Origin of the sequence: Halomonas halmophila (assembly GCF_006540005.1) — a bacterium.
Classification (GTDB): Bacteria; Pseudomonadota; Gammaproteobacteria; order Pseudomonadales; family Halomonadaceae; genus Halomonas; species Halomonas halmophila.
The window spans coordinates 87,576-105,767 of sequence record NZ_BJOC01000003.1 but is presented as its reverse complement, the minus strand read 5'-3'; the positions used below and the strand labels follow the sequence as shown (position 1 = coordinate 105,767).

Annotated in this window: 13 protein-coding genes; 8 read left to right on the top strand and 5 right to left on the bottom strand. The window is 66.1% G+C overall.

What is annotated here, in order from left to right; genetic code table 11:
• Positions 1 to 31 precede the first annotated feature (31 nt).
• The 6 genes from HHA01_RS00615 (at position 32) to HHA01_RS00590 (ending at position 7,095) form a co-directional block, all read left to right on the top strand.
• Positions 32 to 1,318, top strand: a complete 1,287-nt coding sequence (locus tag HHA01_RS00615; protein WP_141317163.1) for an ABC transporter substrate-binding protein — start codon at positions 32 to 34, stop codon at positions 1,316 to 1,318.
• A gap of 57 nt (positions 1,319 to 1,375) precedes the next feature.
• On the top strand, positions 1,376 to 2,662 hold the full coding sequence (locus HHA01_RS00610) for an ABC transporter substrate-binding protein (protein WP_141317162.1): 1,287 nt from the start codon (positions 1,376 to 1,378) through the stop codon (positions 2,660 to 2,662).
• Positions 2,663 to 2,834: 172 nt separating this feature from the next.
• The gene (locus HHA01_RS00605; protein WP_246053762.1) at positions 2,835 to 3,887 is read left to right on the top strand and encodes a LacI family DNA-binding transcriptional regulator; all 1,053 of its coding nucleotides are present in this window, start codon (positions 2,835 to 2,837) and stop codon (positions 3,885 to 3,887) included.
• A 127-nt stretch (positions 3,888 to 4,014) separates the two neighbouring features.
• Entirely contained in the window at positions 4,015 to 5,445 is a 1,431-nt protein-coding gene (locus tag HHA01_RS00600; RefSeq protein WP_141317161.1) for an ATP-binding protein, read from the top strand.
• On the top strand, positions 5,442 to 6,143 hold the full coding sequence (locus HHA01_RS00595) for a response regulator (protein ID WP_141317160.1): 702 nt from the start codon (positions 5,442 to 5,444) through the stop codon (positions 6,141 to 6,143). The genes HHA01_RS00600 and HHA01_RS00595 overlap by 4 nt, the downstream gene beginning before the upstream one ends.
• Positions 6,144 to 6,249: 106 nt before the next feature.
• Entirely contained in the window at positions 6,250 to 7,095 is an 846-nt protein-coding gene (locus tag HHA01_RS00590) for an AraC family transcriptional regulator (protein WP_141317159.1), read from the top strand.
• On the opposite strand, the gene HHA01_RS00585 is transcribed toward HHA01_RS00590, so the two are convergent.
• Entirely contained in the window at positions 7,092 to 7,691 is a 600-nt protein-coding gene (locus HHA01_RS00585; protein WP_141317158.1) for a LysE family translocator, read from the bottom strand. The genes HHA01_RS00590 and HHA01_RS00585 overlap by 4 nt on opposite strands.
• A gap of 173 nt (positions 7,692 to 7,864) precedes the next feature.
• Between HHA01_RS00585 and HHA01_RS00580 the strand changes: the two genes are divergently transcribed.
• Together HHA01_RS00580 and betT are read left to right on the top strand one after the other, a co-directional pair.
• Positions 7,865 to 8,497, top strand: a complete 633-nt coding sequence (locus HHA01_RS00580; RefSeq protein WP_141317157.1) for a hypothetical protein — start codon at positions 7,865 to 7,867, stop codon at positions 8,495 to 8,497.
• Positions 8,498 to 8,704: 207 nt separating this feature from the next.
• A complete protein-coding gene (gene betT / locus HHA01_RS00575) occupies positions 8,705 to 10,744 on the top strand; it encodes a choline BCCT transporter BetT (protein ID WP_141317156.1) in 2,040 nt (679 codons plus the stop codon).
• A gap of 105 nt (positions 10,745 to 10,849) precedes the next feature.
• Here the strand turns inward: betT and exaC are convergent, their stop codons facing one another.
• From exaC to ptsP, 4 genes are all read right to left on the bottom strand, one after another.
• The gene (gene exaC, locus HHA01_RS00570; protein ID WP_141317155.1) at positions 10,850 to 12,370 is read right to left on the bottom strand and encodes an acetaldehyde dehydrogenase ExaC; all 1,521 of its coding nucleotides are present in this window, start codon (positions 12,368 to 12,370) and stop codon (positions 10,850 to 10,852) included.
• Positions 12,371 to 12,513: 143 nt separating this feature from the next.
• Positions 12,514 to 14,250 (bottom strand): PTS fructose-like transporter subunit IIB, encoded by a 1,737-nt coding sequence (locus tag HHA01_RS00565; RefSeq protein ID WP_141317154.1) that lies wholly within the window; start codon positions 14,248 to 14,250, stop codon positions 12,514 to 12,516.
• The gene (gene pfkB, locus HHA01_RS00560) at positions 14,247 to 15,227 is read right to left on the bottom strand and encodes a 1-phosphofructokinase (protein ID WP_373862920.1); all 981 of its coding nucleotides are present in this window, start codon (positions 15,225 to 15,227) and stop codon (positions 14,247 to 14,249) included. The genes HHA01_RS00565 and pfkB overlap by 4 nt, the downstream gene beginning before the upstream one ends.
• Positions 15,224 to 18,097: a phosphoenolpyruvate--protein phosphotransferase gene (gene ptsP, locus HHA01_RS00555; protein WP_141317153.1), complete on the bottom strand. Its 2,874-nt coding sequence runs from the start codon at positions 18,095 to 18,097 to the stop codon at positions 15,224 to 15,226. The genes pfkB and ptsP overlap by 4 nt, the downstream gene beginning before the upstream one ends.
• Positions 18,098 to 18,192 lie beyond the last annotated feature (95 nt).

Genomic DNA, 18,192 nt, shown 5'->3' with positions numbered 1-18,192 from the left:
TTCTGTCCCGCCAACGTCAGGAGTAATAACAATGCGCTTGAACAACCTCCGCAAGACGAAACACCCACTGATGACCTCGCTGCTGCTGGGCGCCGCCGCCCTGGGGGCTCAACCGAGTCTGGCCACCGAGATCGCCATTGCCTGCGGCTCGGGTGATGCGGCCGACTACTGTCCCACCGTCGCCAAGGAATGGGCCGAGAAAACCGGTAACGACGTCAAGGTGGTGTCGACACCCAATGCCACCACCGAAAAGCTCTCGCTGTTTCAGCAACTGCTCAACAGCCAGTCCAGCGATGTCGATGTCATGATGATCGATATCGTCTGGCCAGGGATGCTGGCGAAGCACCTGATCGATCTTTCCCAATACCTCCCGGAGGATGCCAGCGAAGGCTTCTTTCCCGAACTGATCGACAACAACACCGTCGACGGGCGCCTGGTGGCCATGCCCTGGTACACCGATGCCGGCATGCTGTATTACCGTACGGATCTCCTGGAAAAGCATGGCCACGCGGTACCCGAGACCTGGGAGGAGCTGACCCGCATCGCCACCCAAGTGCAGGCCGCCGAGCGCCAGGCAGGCAATGAGGACTTCTGGGGCTACAGCTTCCAGGGACGCGCCTATGAAGGCCTGACCACCAATGCCCTGGAGTGGATCGCCAGTCACGGCGGCGGCACCATCATCGACAGTGACGGCAAGGTGACGATCGATAATCCGCAAGCGGCGAAGGCACTCGACCGGGCCGCCGCCTGGATCGGCACGATCAGCCCCGAAGGCACGCTGAATCATACCGAAGAAAAGACCCGAGGTATTTTCCAGTCCGGCAATGCGCTCTTCCTGCGCAACTGGCCCTATGTGTGGGCACTGGCCAATGGCGAGGGCAGCGAGGTAGCCGGCAAGATCGGCATGGCCCCCCTGCCGCATGGTCCAAACGGCGAGTCCGCGGCCACCCTGGGCGGTTGGAATTTCGCCGTGTCACGCTATTCCGAACACCCTGAGCTGGCCGCCGAGCTGGTGGAGTACATCACGGCGCGGGATCAGCAGAAGGACCATGCCCTGGCCATGGGCATGAATCCGACCATCGAGTCTCTTTATCAGGACGAGGAAGTGCTCGATCGCAACCCTGCCATGAGCGACCTCTACGAGACCCTGACCCACGGGGTAACCAGGCCCGCCACAGTGACCGGCGACGCCTATGCCCGGGTCTCCAATGCCTTCTTCAACGCCACCCACCGCGTGCTCTCCGGTGATCTGGAGGGCGCCGCGGCCGTCGCACAACTCCAGAGCCAGCTCGAGCGACTCGGCCGCCGCGCCTGGTGAGCCCGGCTATCGCCAACATGACGTCACCCCACCACAAGAACATCAGGAGTCATGACAATGCCCATTACACCTTTCCGTCGCGTTACACGCCCCCTGGTTACCTCGCTGCTGCTGGGCGGCGCAGCCCTGGGGGCTCAACAGAGCCTGGCCGCGGAGGTCGCCATCGCCTGCGGCCCGGGTGACGCCACCGACTACTGCCCGACCCTGGCACAACAGTGGGCCGAGAAGACGGGGCACCAGGTCGAGGTGGTCTCGACGCCCAACAGTGCCACCGAACGCCTGTCACTGCTGCAGCAGCTGCTCAACAGCCAGTCCAGCGACATCGACGTGATGATGATCGATACCGTCTGGCCCGGCCTGCTCGCCGAACACCTCGTCGATCTGAACGACTACCTGGAGAATGATGCCACCGAGGGCTTCTTCCCGGCGCTGATCAACAACAACACCGTCGATGAGCGACTGGTCGCCATGCCCTGGTACACCAACGCCGGGCTGCTCTACTACCGCAAGGACCTGCTCGACAAGCATGGTTACGAGGTGCCCGGAACCTGGCAGCAGCTGACCGACACCGCCGAGGCGATTCAGGCCGCCGAGCGCCAGGCCGGTAACGACGACTTCTGGGGCTATGTGTTCCAGGGCCGCGCCTACGAGGGACTGACCTGCAACGCCCTGGAGTGGGTCGCCAGTCACGGCGGCGGCACCATCATCGACGCTGAGGGGCAGGTAACGATCGACAACCCGCAGGCTGCCGCCGCTCTCGACCAGGCCGCAAGCTGGGTCGGCAACATCAGCCCCGAGGGGGTGCTCAACTACACCGAGGAGGAAACCCGCGGGGTCTTCCAGTCCGGCAATGCTCTCTTTCTGCGCAACTGGCCCTATGTGTGGGCACTGGCCAATAGCGAAGGCAGCGAGGTGGCCGGAAAGATCGGCATGGCGGCCTTGCCGCACGGCCCCGAGGGGGAGCCGGCGGCCACACTGGGAGGCTGGAGCCTGGCCGTTTCCCGTTACTCCGAAACGCCGCAACTCGCTGCCGACCTGGTGGCCTACATCACCGCCAGGCCCCAGCAAAAGGAGCATGCTATCCGCAAGAATCGTAATCCCACCATCGAGTCGCTGTACCAGGACCCGGAGGTACTGGAAAGCAATCCGGCGGTGACCAAGGTCTATGAGAACCTGGTCAATGGCGTGGCGCGTCCCGCCTCGGCCACCGGCAATGCCTATGCCCGGGTTTCCAATGCCTTCTTCAACGCCACCCACCGTGTGCTGTCCGGTGAGCAGGAAGGGGCCGCGGCCGTCGAGCAACTCCAGAGCCGGCTCGAGCGGCTGGCTCGCCGCGCCTGGTAACCTGGTCCCTGCCCGACGCCGCCAGCCCGTATCCTTGGCCGCTGCCGAGGCAATTGGGCTGACGGGATGGCGCGCGACGTTGTGCGGTGGAGCTGGCCTCGGCAGAACCCGCTATGCCGCAGCACTCTGGCAGGGTATCCTGATCGGTCAGCTTATTAGCCTGGAAACGAACGTGCCTCCATCGTCACGCCACATCACATTGAAGGAACTGGCCGCCGAGTTGGGCGTCTCGACAGCGACGGTCTCCAATGCGTTCAATCGCCCCGACCAGCTCTCGCCCCAGCTACGCCAGCGTGTCTTCCGGGAAGCCAAGCGCCTCGGCTACAACGGCCCGGATGCCAAGGCCCGTAGCCTGCGCACGGGCCGCTCGCAGATCATCGCGGTGATCCTGGCCGAGAGCTTGACCTACAGCCTCAATGACGCCGTGGCCAGCGAGCTGTTATCGGGCATCGCCGAGGTACTGGATGAGCAGCATCACACCCTGCTGCTGCTCTCCGGGCGACAGTCACCCGGGCAGTTGCCCGGCTCGATGAGCATTGCCGACGGCTTCATCGTCTACGGCCTGATGCCCAGCCTGGAGCTCATAGACACCCTGCCGCCGAGCCGCCCTCTGGTCGCAGTGGACTTCAACCTGGACAATCAGCCGACCGTGCATGTCGACAACCTGCCGGCCAGCCGCGCCATTGCCGATCATGCCCTGGCGCAGCGCCCCCGCAGGGTGGGGATCATCACGCTGCGACTCACCGAGCAGCCCTGCAACGGTCGCGTCACCGAGGACCTGGCCTGGCTGACCTCGGGGCAGACCATTACCCGCGAGCGCCTCGACGGCTTCTATCAGGCCCTCGAAGCGCATGACATGGCACCTGCCTCGGTGCCGGTATGGAACGTGGAAGAGAACACCCACGAGGTCTGCGCGCCGGTCATCGCCGCAATCCTCGACCTGCCGGACGACGAGCGGCCCGACCTACTGCTGTGCATGTCGGACCGCCTGGCACTGACGGCCCTGACCCTGGCCGAACAGCGCGGCCTGCGGGTCCCCGAGGATCTGCGGCTGACCGGTTTCGATGGTATCGCCGAAGGTCAGTACCGGGCTCCGCGCCTGACCACGGTGCGTCAGAACAGTGTCGAGAAGGGCCGCATTGCGGCGCGCATTATCCTGGGCCTGGATCCGGCGAAGGACCAGCGGCTGGACACCGAGCTCGTCATCGGAGAAAGCTGCCCGTGAAGCGGCGGCCGCATGGCTCGGGATATCCGCGGGACAGGACTTTCACGAGGCTTGCACGAAGCAACTGGCCATCGCGAGTATCCTGACAGGCGACACCCTCATCGATGACCCTGGCAGAATCTCCGACATGCATTTTTCCCTCCCTTCCTTTTCGCGGCTCGGCATCAAGTTGTTCGTGATCATCCTGGTGGTCAACGTGGCCATTGCCGGACTGGTTTTCATCGGCGTGTCCCGCAGCCTCGACCAGGGCTTCATCGAATATCTCGACCGCACCCAGACACGGCGCGCCGAAACCCTCGCCGAGGGGCTGGCCGACGAATGGGCCCGGCGCGGTAACTGGCAGTGGCTGCGTCAGTCGCCGCGCGCCTGGCGTTACCTGGTGCGCCACCAGCTGTGGCCGGGCGAAGCGGCCCCGCCCGAGGGCATAGAGCGCCGCCTGGGCGACCCCAGGGATTTCGTGCTGCATGATGCCAATGGCCTGCCGGTGATCGGCCTGCCACCGGACAACGACCAGGAGGCAGCCGAGTTGCGCTGGCTGCCGATCACCAGCGATGGCCGGCAGGTCGGCACCCTCGGGTATCGCCCGCCCCAGCAGTTGATGGCGCGCATGGACCGCATCTTCCTGTCCCAGCAGCGCCGCAATCTGGCCATCATCGTCGCCGCGCTCGGCCTCGCTTCTCTGCTGCTGGCCGGCGGCCTGTCCTGGTGGCTGGGGCGCCGGACCGGCAGCATGACGCTGGCGACACGCCGCCTGACGGACGGCGACTACAGCACGCGACTGGCCGAGCGCGGGGGTGATGAGCTGTCGCACCTGGCACGCGACTTCAATGTCCTGGCCGCCACTCTGGAAGCCAGTCGCGAGGCCCGCAGCCGCTGGGTCTCGGATATCGCCCATGAACTGCGCACCCCGCTGGCCGTGCTGCGCGGCGAGATCGAGGCCATGCAGGACGGCGTGCGCGGCCTGGATCAGAGCAGCTTGAGCTCGCTGGGCCAGGAGGTCGGGCAGCTCGAGCGCCTGGTGGCCGACCTGCGCCTGCTCTCGCAGAGCGATGCCGGCGCTCTGGAAGTTCAACTGGCCCCGCTGGATCTGGCCGACAACCTGGCGACCAAGCTGCGCGAAGCCGAGGGCGCACTGAGCGACCAGGGGTTCAGCCTGACCACCGAGATCGACGGCCCCGCCTGGATTCGCGGCGATACGCAACGCCTTCGCCAGCTATGGGCCAACCTGCTGGACAACACCGGCGCCTATACCACGGCCCCCGGCATGCTACAAGTAGCCCTGAGCCGGCAGGGGGGACACTGGCGACTCAGCTGGGAAGACACTGCGCCCGGAGTGACCGAGGCGGACCTGCCGCGCCTTACCGAACGCCTGTATCGCGTCGAAGGCTCTCGCAGCCGGGCCAGCGGCGGCAGCGGCCTGGGGCTCTCGATCGCCATGGCCCTGGCCCGGGCCCATGGGGCCGAGATGACGCCGGGCGTTTCGACGCTGGGCGGGTTATGCTGGACACTGACCTTTCCCGCCATCGACGACCATCAGCTGACAAGGGATGACACATGAGCCGCCTCGAAACCAACCGCGTCCTGATCGTGGAAGATGAACCCAAGATCGCTCGCCTGGTGGCCGACTACCTCGAGGGCAGCGACTACATCACTTATCACATCGATCACGGCGATGAGGTATTGCCCTGGATCGAGACACGCGACCATCCCCCCGAGCTGGTATTACTGGACCTGATGCTGCCGGGCACCGATGGCCTGACGCTGAGCCGCGAGATTCGACAGCGCTGGCCGCATGTCGCCATCATCATGCTCACCGCCCGGGTCGAGGAGGTCGATCGGCTTCTGGGTCTGGAGCTGGGGGCCGATGACTATATCTGCAAACCCTTCAGCCCCCGTGAAGTGGTGGCTCGGGCGCGTGCCGTACTGCGCCGCAGCCGCGCCGCCCTGGAGGATGCCACCCCCAGCGTCCCCCTCAGCCTGGACGATGATGGCTGGGTCGCCCTGGCGGATGGCCAGGACCTGGCCCTGACCGCGGTGGAGTTCCAGCTGCTGCGCGTGATGATGCACTCGCCCGGCCGAATCTTCTCCCGCGAGCAGCTCATGGATCACATGTACCGCGACCACCGCATCGTCTCGGAGCGCACCGTGGACAGCCACGTCAAGAAACTGCGCCGGAAGATCGCCGATATCTGGCCGGAGCGCGAGATCATCCGCTCGGTCTATGGCGTGGGTTACAAGTACCAGCCGGAAGAGTGAGAGGGATGAGGTGTGAGGTGTGAGGTGTGAGGTGTGAGGTGCGAGGTGCGAGGTGCGAGGTGCAGGGAAAGGGTCGCGACACCGGGTGCTCGACGAGTGCCGAGCAATGAACTGGGATACACGATGCCAGGACGTCATGCGCTTCTGGCGTGACCCCGCGCTGCCGTTCCTCGAGGCACGCCGGGTCACCGGCGGCCGGCGTGTCTGCTACGCCAGGCACAGCCATGATACCTTTTCGATCGGCGCCATCACCGGCGGGCATAGTACCTACTGGAATCAGGGCCATACCGAGACGGTGCATCCGGGAACCGTGGTGGTCATGAACCCCGGTGAGGTCCATGCCTGCAACCCCATCGATGACCTGCCCTGGTCGTATGACATGCTGTATATCGAGACCGACTGGCTGGCCGATCTTCAGCAGGAACTGATCGCCGCTGCCCGCACGGGCTTTCTGCCGTATGCGCCCCACGCCAGCCGCAACCGCTCGCTCTACCGCAGCGTCGTCAACCTCTGCGATGCCCTGTTCGACCCGAACGCGACACGCCTGGCCCGGGAGACGCTCGCCACCCAGCTGGTCATCGAGATGCAGAGGCGGCTGGACCCACGTCGCGTTTCACCACCGGCATACACCCCGGGGCTGGAACGCGCCGCTTCGTTCATCAGGGCACATTGCACCGAGGCCATCGGTCTGGACGACATCTGTCAGGCGGCCGGGCTGTCGCGCTCCTACCTGGTACGCCGCTTCAAGGCACGCTTCGGGCTGACGCCGCATGCCTTTCTCCTCGACCAGCGCATCCAGCTCGGCACGGCCCGCCTGCGCGACGGCCGTCCCATCGCCGAGGTGGCGACCGACTGCGGCTTCGCCGACCAGGCCCATTTCCAGCGTGTCTTCAAGCGGCTACGCGCCACCACCCCGGGCCACTATCGTCGCGGACACCCGCCGGGGCGCTAGCCGTGTGCCAGGATGAGGTAAGCGGCACTGGCGACAAGCAAGGCGGCCAGCAGGCGGTTGACCCACCTGACCTGGGCCGCATCACGCAGCCAGTGGCGCAGAAAGGCGCCGGCGATGGCCCAGCACGCCACCGAGCCATAGCAGATCACCAGATACAGCAGGGCAAAGACCAGGATGGTGGCCAGGTCACCATTGGCCGCGTAGGCGCCCATGCCGGCCAGCGAAGCCAGCCAGGCCTTGGGATTCAGCCACTGCATGATGGCGCCCTGACGGATGCTGGGGCGCGGCGCATGATCGGCCTCCCCGAAGCGCCCATTATCCAGGGCGAGTTTGAGCGCCAGATACAGCAGAAAGGCCACCCCCGCCCAACGGACCACATCGATGAACGCCGGCCAGTGAACCAGCAGCCTGTGCAGTCCGAGCCCGATCATCAGCAACAGTAGCGTGAAGCCAAGCGCAGCCCCGGCCACATGGCGCAGGCTGGCACGCAGGCCGTGGCGGGTCCCGGACGCGAAGGCAACGATGTTCACCGGACCCGGTGATATCGAGGCCGCCAGGGCAAAGGCCGACATGGAAAGCAACAGGCTGAGCGTCATGGGATTCTCCCTTCTCTCGAGACATGCGGCCCATCATGCGCGCGACACGCCGAGTGGGATTGAACGCTATTGCCCCTTGCCGACCTTCACGTTGTTTGCACGCTTGCTACACCAACCTTGCACTTCATGAGTGGATACTGAACCTGTCACTCAAGGACACAAGGAGTCTTTTCATGACACTGTCACTGACACGCAAGCTGCTGATGCCTGCCCTGCTGGCTTCACTCATCGCCCCCTTGTCACTGGCCGCTAGTGCCGCGCCCGACCAGCGTTCGGACGTCAAGCAAGAGCTCTTCGAACGTGCCGGCATCGATCAGAAGACACGCGATGCGCTCAAGCAAGCCCGCCAGGACTATCGCGAATCGATGATGGAGCTGCGCACCGAACACCGCGAGAAGGTCGATAAGATCCTCGGCGAAGATGGCCAGGCCGCCCTCGAAAAGGCCAAGCAGGAAATGCGTGAAGAACGGCGTGCCGAGCTCGAAAAGGCGCGTGAAAAGCGTATCCACTCACTCTACGACAAGTGGGGACTGTCCGACGACACTCGTGAAACGCTCGATCAGCAGCGCGGACAGTTCCGCTCCGATGCCGAGGCCCTGAAGGACAAGGAATTCGAAAGTTCCGAGGCGCGTCGCGAGGCCTGGAAAGAGCTGATCACCACCCAGCGTGACGCCTTGTCCGAACATCTCGACGAAGAGCAGATGAAGGCCCTGGGCGAAGCCATGCGTCCCCAGGGACGCGGCGGGCCGCAAGGCGGTGGCCATCCACACGATGGCGACAAGGGCGAGGCCCACAACGACGCCTGACCCTGCCCTCCCTCACATCTTCACTCTCTTCTGCGCCCGGCCCCGAGCCGGGCGCCTTGCGTTCAGCCGCCGTCAGTGCGGTACACCTCCGGCCGATGTCCTCACTGCGCTTGCCACTGCCCGCGGCTTGCAGTCTGCGCATGATGTGTTATTTTATTTGAACATTCATTCAAAAAAGAATTACCCAAGCCAAAGAGGATGTCCTGAATGTCGACCAACCTAGCGGGTCCGGACCAGCATGGCCGGATCAATCGAACCGTCTTTCATGGCAGCGTGATCGGGATCCTGGTCTTCCTGGTGCTGACCATGACGTTCACCGAGGAGGCCGGCGCCTTTTTCGACGCCGCCCTGGCCTGGGTGAGCGATACCTTCGGCTGGTATTACATGCTGGCCGCCGTGGCCTATCTGGTCTTCGTGGTGGTGATCGGCTGCTCGCGTGTCGGCCGCATTCGTCTGGGGCCGGACCATGCCCGACCGGAGTTTTCTCTGGTCTCCTGGGCCTCGATGCTGTTCGCGGCCGGTATCGGCATCGACCTGCTGTTCTTCTGTGTCGCCGAGCCGCTCTCGCACTACATGACACCGCCCGATCTGGCGCCGGAAAGCGCCGCGGCCTTGCGCGCCGCCGTGCCTCAGACCTTCCTCCACTGGGGGCTGACCGGCTGGGGCATGTATGTGCTGATGGGCATGGCACTGGCCTATTTCAGCTACCGCCATCGCCTGCCGCTGGCCATCCGCAGTGCGCTCTATCCGCTGCTCGGCAAGCGCATTCACGGCCCCATTGGCAACACCGTCGATATCACCGCGGTCATCTCGACGGTCTTCGGTATCGCCACCAGCCTCGGCATCGGCGTAATGCAGCTCAACTACGGGCTGACCTTCATGTTCGGTATCCCCGAGAGCCTGGCCACTCAGGTGGTGCTGATCGTGCTGGTGGTGATACTCGCCACCATCTCGGTGGTCACGGGTGTAGAGAAAGGCATCCGGCGTCTCTCCGAGTTCAACATGGGCCTGGCCCTGCTGCTTCTGCTGTTCGTGCTCTTTCAGGGCGATACCCTGCACCTGCTGGATGCGCTGGTCCTCAACGCCGGTGACTACCTCAGCGGCTTCGTCGGCATGAGCTTCGATACCTATGCCTTCGCCGGCGAGGATGCACAGCAATGGAAGGGCTGGTGGACCATCTTCTTCTGGGGCTGGTGGATCGCCTGGACGCCCTTCGTCGGCCTTTTCCTGGCTCGCATCTCGCGGGGCCGGACCATCCGCGAATTCGTGACCGGTGCCCTGCTGATTCCGCTGGGTTTCATGATGGCCTGGATGTCGATCTTCGGTAACAGCGGTATCGACCTGGTCGCCAACCATGGCCTGACCGAACTCGGCCAGCAGGCGCTGAATTCCCCGCAGACAACGATCTATACCTTCCTCGAGCAGTATCCCTACATCGGGGTAACGGCTTCGGTGGTGACCGTGCTGGGCATCGTCTTCTTCGTCACCTCGGCGGACTCCGGCGCCCTGGTGCTGGCCAACTTCACCTCGATTCTGGCCGACGTGAACCACGACGCACCGATCCGCTTGCGTATCTTCTGGTCCGTGGCCATCGGCCTGGTCACCGTGGCTTTGTTGATGGCCGGAGGCCTCTCGGCCCTGCAGAGCGCCGTAGTGATCACGGCTTTGCCCTTCTCGCTGGTGATATTCGCCATTATGGCGGGCATGACCCGCGCCCTGAAACTCGAGAGCACCAAGTCCGATGCCCGCCACTATGTCAGTGCCGGCTCGCCCGGCGGGGACTGGCGGGAACGCCTTGACCGGGCCCTGGACACCTCCAACCGTGCCGGTGCTGCCGCGACCATCGAACACGCCATTCGCCCGGCCATGCAGCAGTTCGCCGCGGAGCTCGAGTCACGTGGCCAGCAGGCCAGCGTCGAGGAAACCCGGCTCGACGACGAGCCGCTACCCAGCCTGACCCTGCAGGTGGACTTCGACAACGCCTCCAGCTTCGTCTACCAGGTGCGCGCTCGGCGACTGCGCACGCCCAGCTTCCTGCCGGTGGATGACGACTACTATGTGCGCCTCGATGTCTACCTGGCCGAAGGCGGCGCCGACAAGGACGTCAACGGCTACACCCGTGGCCAGGTCATCGGCGACCTCCTGGCCGAGTACGAGCGCCATATCCACTTCCTGGTGCTGGCCGGCGAGGTCCAGGCCATGCCGGGCTCCGTGGGTGAGCCGCCCGAGGCTGCTTCACAGACCTGACGGGCGCATTGTCCCTGCCTGAAACGCGAAGCGGCGGCCCCCTTGGGCCGCCGCTTCCGTGTGTGTCCCTCCTACCGGGACATGGCATCGCCCAAGGCGTGGCGTTCAGAAGAAGCCCATGGGATTGCTGTCATAGCTGACCAGCAGATTCTTGGTCTGCTGGTAGTGCTCGAGGGCCATCTTGTGGGTTTCGCGGCCGACGCCGGACTTCTTGTAGCCACCGAAGGCCGCATGAGCGGGATACTGGTGATAGCAATTGGTCCACACGCGCCCGGCCTGGATACCGCGCCCCATGCGGAAGGCCACGTTCATGTCGCGACTCCAGACGCCGGCGCCGAGTCCGAACTCGGTGTCATTGGCAATGGCCAGTGCCTCGGCCTCGTCCTTGAAGGTGGTGACCCCGACCACCGGGCCGAAGATCTCTTCCTGGAAAACACGCATGCTGTTATCGCCCTTGAGCAGGGTCGGCTGGATGTAATAGCCCTTGTCATAGGCGGGATCGAAGCTCTCCTTGCCACCGCCGGTCAGGAACTCGGCACCTTCCTCACGGGCCACGTCCATGTACGACATGATCTTGTCATACTGCTCCTGACTGGCCTGGGCGCCCACCTGCACCTCGGTATCCAGCGGATTGCCCCGCTTGATCGCCTTGGTGCGCTCCACCACTCTGGCCATGAAGTCGTCGTACATCGACTCCTGAATCAACGCCCGGCTGGGGCAGGTACACACCTCACCCTGGTTGAGGAAGGCCAGCACCAGGCCCTCGACCGCCTTGTCGATGAACTCGGGCTCGGCGTTCATGATGTCGGCGAAATAGATATTCGGCGACTTGCCGCCCAGTTCCACGGTCGACGGAATGATGTTGGCCGCCGCGCACTTGAGGATGTGCGAGCCCACCGGTGTCGAACCGGTGAAGGCGATCTTGGCGATGCGCGAGCTGGTCGCCAGCGCCTCCCCCGCCTCGGCCCCGTAGCCGTTGACGATGTTGAGCACGCCGGCCGGCAGCAGGTCGCCGATCACCTCCATCAGCTTGAGAATCGAGGCCGGCGTCTGCTCCGCCGGCTTGAGCACCACGCAGTTGCCCGCGGCCAGCGCCGGGGCAAGCTTCCAGGTCGCCATCAGCAGCGGGAAGTTCCAGGGAATGATCTGGCCGACCACGCCCAGGGGTTCATGAAAGTGATAGGCCACGGTATTGGCATCGATATCGGCGGCCGTGCCTTCCTGGGCACGGATGCAACCGGCGAAGTAGCGGAAGTGATCGATGGCCAGCGGCAGGTCGGCATTGAGCGTCTCGCGGACCGCCTTGCCGTTGTCCCAGCACTCGGCGACCGCGAGGGCTTCCAGGTTGTCCTCGATGCGCTGGGCGATCTTCAGCAGCAGGTTGCTGCGCTCGGCCGCCGAGGTCTGCCCCCAGGCCGGCGCCGCGGCATGGGCGGCATCCAGCGCCTTGTCGATGTCGGCGGCGCTGGAGCGCGGTATCTCGCAGAACACCTCGCCATTGACCGGACTGACGTTGTCGAAGTACTGCCCCTTGACCGGCGGCACGAATTCACCGCCGATGTAATTGCCGTAACGCGCCGCGAAGTCGACCAGCGCCTCGGGGGTACCGGGATTGGCGTAGATCATGACATGGCTCCTGACATTGATGGGGATATGCCCCCTCAGTGTTGGCCATTGCGCGTGACAGGAATATACGCCTTTGGCAGGACACCCCCGTCGCGCCTGGCGCGACGGGGGTGCGGCGGGAGTACCTCATCCGGCCTGGTGGTTCAGCCCTCCACGGCCACCGGGTTCTCGCCACGCTTGAGCATGGCATAGCCCAGCCCCGTGACCAGGGAACCGGCGACGATGGCCAGCAGGTAGAGCACGACCGGCGTGATGGCATTGGGGATCAACAGCACGAAGATGCCGCCATGCGGCGCCATCAGCTCGGCGCCGAACAGCATCGCCAAAGCGCCGGTCAGCGCCCCACCGACCATGCTGGCCGGAATCACGCGCAACGGATCCTTGGCGGCAAAGGGGATGGCGCCTTCACTGATGAAGCACAGCCCCAGCACGAAGGAGGCCTTGCCCGCCTCGCGCTCCGGCTGGGAAAACTTGCTCGCCGCCGCCATGCTGGCGATGCCCATGCCGATGGCCGGCACCATGCCGGCGGCCATGATGGCGGCCATGGGCGCATAGCTTTCCGAAGCCAGCAGGCCCACGCCGAAGGTGTAGGCCGCCTTGTTGACCGGCCCGCCCATGTCGAAACACATCATGGCACCCAGCAGGGTCCCCAGCAGCACGGCATTGGCCGAGCCCATATTCTCCAGGAAGGCCGTCAGGGCGGCGAGAATACCGGCCACCGGCTCGCCGACCACATAGATCATCACCAGACCAGTGACCAGGCTGGCCAGCAGCGGAATGATGAGGATCGGCTTGAGCGATTCGACGCTCGCCGGCAGCTTGATGTAGCGGGTGATCGCCCAGGCAGTGTAGCCGGCCAGGAAGCCGGCCAGGATACCGCCGATGAAGCCGGCGCCAATGTTCGACGCCAGCATGCCGCCGATCATGCCGGGTGCGATGCCCGGCCGATCGGCGATGGAATAGGCGATGTAACCGGCCAGCACCGGGATCATCAGCGCGAAGGCGGTATCCCCGCCGATCTGCATCAGGGCCGCGGGCAGGGTGCCCTCTTCCTTGAAGGCCTCGATACCGAAGACGAAGGACAAGGCAATCAGCAGGCCACCGGCGACCACCATCGGCAGCATGAAGGACACCCCGGTCAGCAGGTGCTTGTAGACGCCCTTCTCCTTGAAGCTCTGCCCGCTCTGGCTGCTGCCCGACCCGGCCCCGGCGCTCTCTACCCGGGCCTCCGCCAGGGCCGCCTCGATGGTCGGCTGCGGCTTCTTCAGGGCATTGCCGGTGGAGGTACGGTAGGTCCGCTTGCCGGCGAACCGGGCCGGGTCCACTTCGATATCACAGGCCAGGATCACTACATCGGCGACGGCGATTTCCGCATCGGTCAACGCATCCTGGGCGCCGACCGAGCCCTGGGTCTCGACGCGTATCCGATGACCCAGGCTGCGCCCGGCCTCGGCCAGCGCTTCGGCGGCCATGAAGGTATGCGCCACGCCGGTGGGACAGGCCGTCACGGCCACGATGTTCTGACCCTCGGCGGCATTCGCCGTGCTCGAGCGCGTCGCCGTCTCCGGCTGGTAGGCCCGGGCCTCGCGTTCGGCGCGCGCCAGAAAGGCATCGGGGTCCGGCAGGGCCGCCTCGATGGGTGCCTGGAAGACGGGCTTGCCGCTGAAACGCTCGCCCTCGGGCACCTGCTCGGCGGCCACCACGATCAGGTCGGCCGCCGCCAGGGTCGCCGCATCCACGGGCGTGGCGGCTTGTGCCACGCCATGGGCCTCGACGCTGACCTGCCAATGACGACGTTCAGCGGCCCCCTTCAGGCGACGCGCCGCCAGATAGGAGGTGGCCATGCCGCTCGGGCAGGCGGTGATCAGAATCACATTCATGCTAAAGCTCCCCCTGCGTCGCCACCCTCTGCCAGGCGGCATACGCGAGTCTGTCGTTGGAGTTGGGAAAGATCGGCGGCGTCGAGGCGTCCGACGCCGGGGTGGCGCACCGCCTCGGCGGACAAGGCGGTGGCCAGCCGCAGGGCCGCTTCGGGTGGCACGTCCTCGAGCACGCCGTGCAGCAAGGCCGCCACCAGAGTGTCGCCGGCACAGACGGTATTGATCACCGGCACCTCGGGCGGTATCGCCTGCCAGGCACCACGCCGGCTGAACCACAGCACGCCCTCGGCCCCGGCGGACATCACGGCCTCCTCGACACCGGCCTGCTGCAGGCGGCGAACCGCCCCGGCATAGTCCGCGGCGGCAAGCTGCCGACGTCCCAGCCAGGCGGCCAGTTCATGTTCGTTGGGCTTGACGGCCGTGGCCCCCGCGTCGATGGCGGCGGCCAGCGCCGGACCACTGGTGTCCACCCAGACCGGCAGTCCGGCGTCGCGTCCCAGTTCCACCAGCTCGGCCAGCATGGGCGGCGTGACCCCGGGCGGCAGGCTGCCGGCGATGATCATGGCCCGGGGCCCGGCAGAACGCTCGCCCAGCGTCTCGGCCAGGCCGTCGCTCAGGGCCCGCCAGGCCGCGTCGTCGATGGTCATGCCCGGGCCGTTGATGTCGGTGACGCGGCCATCATCCTCGGCCAGCTTGACGTTGATGCGCGTCTCCCCGGGCAGGCGTCGGCAGGCATCGACGATACCCTGGCTCGCGAAGGCCTGAGCGAAGGCCTCGTCGTTGTCGGCACCGAGGAACCCCGACAGGGTCACGCGGTGACCCAGCGCCGCCAGCACGCTGGCCACGTTCAGGCCCTTGCCGGCCGCGCTCAACTGGGTGTGGTGGGTGCGATTGACCCGGCCCGGGGTGAGCTGTTCGAGCGTCACCGACAGGTCGAGTGCCGGATTGAGACTGACCACCAGAAGCGACGCCATCATGCCTGCTCCAGGGCGTCACGCACCTCGGCCGCCGTGGCACGGCTCAACGCCCGCCGCGCCTGATCCCGGGCAGTGTCCATGCTGATGTCGCGCAGCCGGGCCTTGACCATGGGCACCTGACGCGCGCTGACCGACAGCTCGTCGACGCCCAGTCCCACCAGCACCGGCACGGCGGTGGCATCCGAGGCCAGTTCGCCGCACACCCCGACCCACTTGCCCTGGGCATGGGCGGCCTCGACGGTCATCTCGATGAGCCGCAGGACGGCGGGATGCAGGCCATCGGCCTGGGCCGAGAGCTCGGGATGGCCACGGTCGATGGCCAGCGCATACTGGGTCAGATCATTGGTGCCCACCGAGAAGAAATCCGCCTCCACGGCCAGGCTTCCGGCCAGAAGGGCACTCGAGGGTACCTCGATCATCACGCCCAGTTGTACATCGGTGGCCCGCGCGTCCGGTGCAATGTCCGAAAGCAGGCGGTCGAGCATGGCACGCGCCGTGCGCAGCTCGGCGACATCCTTGACCATGGGCAGCATGATGCGCAGTGGCCGGCCGACGGCCGCTCTCAGCAGGGCCTCGAGCTGGGTCGCCAGCACCTCGGGGCGTGTCAGGGCCAGGCGAATGCCGCGCAAGCCGAGGAAGGGGTTGTCTTCCTGAGGCACGGGCCAGTACGGCAGCGGCTTGTCACCGCCCACGTCCAGGGTCCGCGCCACCAGGGGGCGCCCGTCCAGGGCATCCAGGGCCTCACGGTACTCGGTGACCTGAGTGTCCAGATCCGGCGCCTGGGCGTGGGCCATGAACAGAAACTCGGTACGCAGCAGGCCGACGCCCTCGGCGCCGCGCGACACGGCATCGGCCGCATGGGCGGTGTTGCCCAGGTTGGCGGCCACCTCGACACGCTGGCCATCACGGGTCTGGGCGGGCTCGAAACGGGCCTCCCAGGCGTCACGTTCGCGGCGTTCGCGGTCCGCCAGCTGCTGCTCGGCGCGTTCGCGGCGCGCGGTGCTGGGTGCCGGCACGATGCGACCACTCTCGCCATCGAGGATCAGCGGCGTGTCATTGGCCAGCGCCATGATCCGATCTCCGGCACCGACCACCGCCGGAATCCCCAGTGCCCGGGCCAGGATGGCACTGTGCGCCGTGGCACCGCCACGCGCCGTCAGCAGGCCGCGCACGCGCTGGGTATCGAGGCGCGCCACATCCGAGGGGCCCACGTCTTCCATGACCAGGATATAGGGATGGGCCGGCGGCTCGGGCAGTTCCACATCGCACAGCCGCCCCAGGACACGCCGGCCAACATCACGCAGGTCGGCCGCGCGCTCCGCCAGCAGGCGATCGGCGAGCCTTTCCTGGGCGCATGCCGCGGTATCGATGGCTTCCCACCAGGCGGCCTCGGCGGAGTAGCCCTCTTGAATGCCTTCACGGGCGGCCTGCAGCAGCTCCGGGTCATCGAGCATCTCTTCGTGCATGGACAGCACCTCGGCGACCTCTCCACCCGGTGCGCTGCGTGTCAGGGCCGCCAGCTGCGCCGCGCCCTCGGCGACCGCCGCTTCGAGCCGCCGGGTCTCGGCGGCCGCATCATCGGCCAGCCGGGCATAGTCGAAACGCGGCAGGCGCATGACGAAGACCGGCGCGATAGCCAGTCCCGGCGAGGCGGCCACCGCCTGATGGGCGGTGTCGTCCGGCAAGGGTGAAGGCGCCGGTGACGCTTCCGCCGGTGTGGCCGCCGGCATGTCCTCATGGCTATCATCGAAGGCTTCCACGGCTTCACCGAGGCCATCATTGACGGCATCCGCCACGGCGGACAGCGCGCTGTCGGCGTCCTCGCCAGCGGCGGACAGCACCAGCCACTGACCACGCCGTGCGCCCAGGCCGATCACCTTGGTCAGGCTGGTCGCCGACACCGACTCGACCCCGCCTTCCGCCAGGCGTACGCCAATCGGCAACGCCTGCTCGCGGGCCACCTGCACCAACTGCTTGGCCGGACGGGCATGCAGACCATGGGCATTCAGCACGCGCACCTGACGGGTCCGCGTCGCCCCGCCCTCGCCGGCCAGAAGCGCCAGCAGGGTCGCGGCATCGCCACGCCTGAGGGTCTCCAGCTCGCCGTGTTCGAGCAGCGTCGCGACCTGATCGAGCAGGCCGAGGTGACTGTCGCCACTGGCCGCCAGACAGAAGACGCCGTTGACGCTCTCGCCGTGCGCCTCCAACTCGTCCGCCGGCGTGACCAGGGACAGGGCCGGCGTCACTACGTCACGCTCCGCGATGGCCAGCCAGGCTCCCTGCCCCAGCCATTGCAGCCGGGCACTCGCCAGCTCGGCAATGAAGCCATCGCCCACACAGCCGGCCTGACGCAACCGGGCGGCCCCGGCCATGGCCAGTTCCCCGAGGTCACGGGCGGGCGTGCCCAGGCACAGGGTATCGGCATCCAGCCGCGCCCTGAGCGGTGCACGCGACAGCAGGCCCACGACTTCTTCTGTGTCCGAGGCCCCGGCCAGCCGCTGGGCGACATCGTCGCGGTCCAGCACATGGGTCAGCTGGCGAAGGATGTCCAGGTGTTCGTCGTTCTGGGCGGCAATGGTGACCAGCACATGCACCGGCTGACCATCGTGCCACTCGACGCCCTCGGGGAACTGCAGCACGCGCACCCCTGTGTTGAGGACATGGGCACGGCTTTCCGGCGTGCCATGGGGAATGGCAATGGCATTGCCCAGATAGGTCGAGGACTGTGTCTCTCGGGACAGCAGCCCTTCACGGTAGTCCGGCGTGGTGAGGCCGGCATCCACCAAGGAAGCGGCGGCCTGGTCCAGGGCCGCGCGCCAGTCATCGGCCCGGCAACCGAGCTGAATGTCACTCTCGCGTAGCGTCAGCATGCATGTCTCCTGTGCGGTGGTGACGCGAACGGGATGGCCTGTTTGCTGAATCGTGTCACCTTGTTGGCTTCAATGCTGAATCGATTCATGCTACA